The organism is Xenorhabdus innexi (assembly GCF_002632485.1).
Classification (GTDB): domain Bacteria; phylum Pseudomonadota; class Gammaproteobacteria; order Enterobacterales; family Enterobacteriaceae; genus Xenorhabdus; species Xenorhabdus innexi.
Map to the genome: position 1 here is coordinate 1 of NZ_NIBU01000168.1, position 1,436 is coordinate 1,436.

The window sequence follows — 1,436 nt, forward strand, 5'->3', positions numbered from 1 at the left end:
CTCAGAGTTGGAGATAAATCTCGTGGCAAATCGATTAAATAAACGTCCTCGAAAAACGCGAGGTTATCAAACACCGAATGAGTTATTTAAAGGCATACCGACTCGTTTACTTCGTTCATAACGGTGTTGCACTTATTATGTGAATGCAAGCATATAGTTTTATTGCGTAAAAATACATCTGAAAGAAATTAGATATATAAATAGATGCAAGGACGAGCACGAATGTTTTTCAGTTATAAATAGTAATGAGTGGGGAATAATAATTATTAACTAATTTATCATTATGGGCTTTTTAGGAAAAAAACAAATACCCCTTTCCAAGAAAGGGGGTTCTCACTATTGCTCATGTTTTAATTTTGCATCTAATACAAACGTACCAAATGGGATTATCGATGCGACAAAAGCAGCAAATGACCATAAAATTGATTTTCGATGCACCATTACTACTTGAAGCAGTGCAAAGACGAAAAAAATAAATAAGGTACCGTGAACCATACCTGTAATTTTAACTGCTATTGGAAATCCTGCGAAATATTTCAACGGCATTGCGATAAATAATAGTAACAGGAAAGAAACTCCCTCAACGAATCCAGCTACTCTTAATCGCCCTATTGGTGTAGATAGCATAAGATCACCTTCCCTAATTTATATTAAGTTTTTTCTTAAATGGCTCGTAATTGCCGTTGCCAGCAAAATCCCCCAATCACAGTGGTATGTTCGAATGCAAAATAAAGTGAGATTTTAGCATGTTCACCAGAGAAATTCCAAAAAGTGTGAACAATAAAAATAGTTAACAAAAAAAGGCAGCCAGTGCCCCAGCACCAAACCAGACAAAGCGATATAATAAAATTAATATTGAGCCGAAAAGTAAGACGATGGCTGATGCAATATTAAAAAACCAATCAGGGTGTAAACCCGCTGCACGCATTTCTGCTAAATAGCTTGTCAAAATGGTAGGAGTACCAAAGATACTCGATCCTAAATTCGCGAAATTTTTGTTCCCAAAACGCAAAATCACAGAAAAAAGGATCGATTCATGCTTATCATACCACCCCACTTCCCGAAATGAACGGCGGCAGATGAAAAAAATCGTTCAAAAGACGACTGATAAAAATTATGCACGCCGGATCATGGGGATACTCTTATTGGATAAAACACGCTCTGTTCCTCAGGTCGCTGGGATACTTTGTTGCGCCGAATCTTCCGTTTGGCGTTGGCTGAAAAAGTTTAGAGAACAAGGGTGTGCAGGCTTGCAGAGCTTACCCGCTGGGCGTCATATTCAGTGGCATTTAGCCCGTTATCTACCGCTCTTCTATTATTTTTTAGAGCATGCTCCTCAGCAGTTTGGCTATATCGGTTCTCGTTGGAGTCTTTCGTTTTTTGTGTTTTTACTCAGAAAATATCTGCATATTACCCTTTCCATCAGCACACTTTAC

The 1,436-nt window shown here is 38.0% G+C and carries 2 protein-coding genes and 1 pseudogene; 2 read left to right on the top strand and 1 reads right to left on the bottom strand.

Features of this window, described 5'->3' with window-relative positions:
* Positions 1–121: pseudogene (locus tag Xinn_RS20765) on the top strand (IS30 family transposase); the annotation flags it as partial.
* 215 nt (positions 122–336) lie between these two features.
* Here the strand turns inward: Xinn_RS20765 and Xinn_RS20770 are convergent.
* The gene (locus tag Xinn_RS20770; protein ID WP_086956850.1) at positions 337–627 is read right to left on the bottom strand and encodes a DUF3817 domain-containing protein; all 291 of its coding nucleotides are present in this window, start codon (positions 625–627) and stop codon (positions 337–339) included.
* Between the two features lie 452 nt (positions 628–1,079).
* On the opposite strand from Xinn_RS20770, the gene Xinn_RS20780 reads away from it, so the two are divergent.
* The coding region (locus Xinn_RS20780; protein WP_153043431.1) for a helix-turn-helix domain-containing protein at positions 1,080–1,436 on the top strand (357 nt) is incomplete at its 3' end.

What these genes read in the sequence shown, in the direction of transcription:
- Xinn_RS20770 (WP_086956850.1), bottom strand. Translation starts at nt 627, where the DNA reads ATGCTATCTACACCAATAGGGCGATTAAGAGTAGCTGGATTCGTTGAG.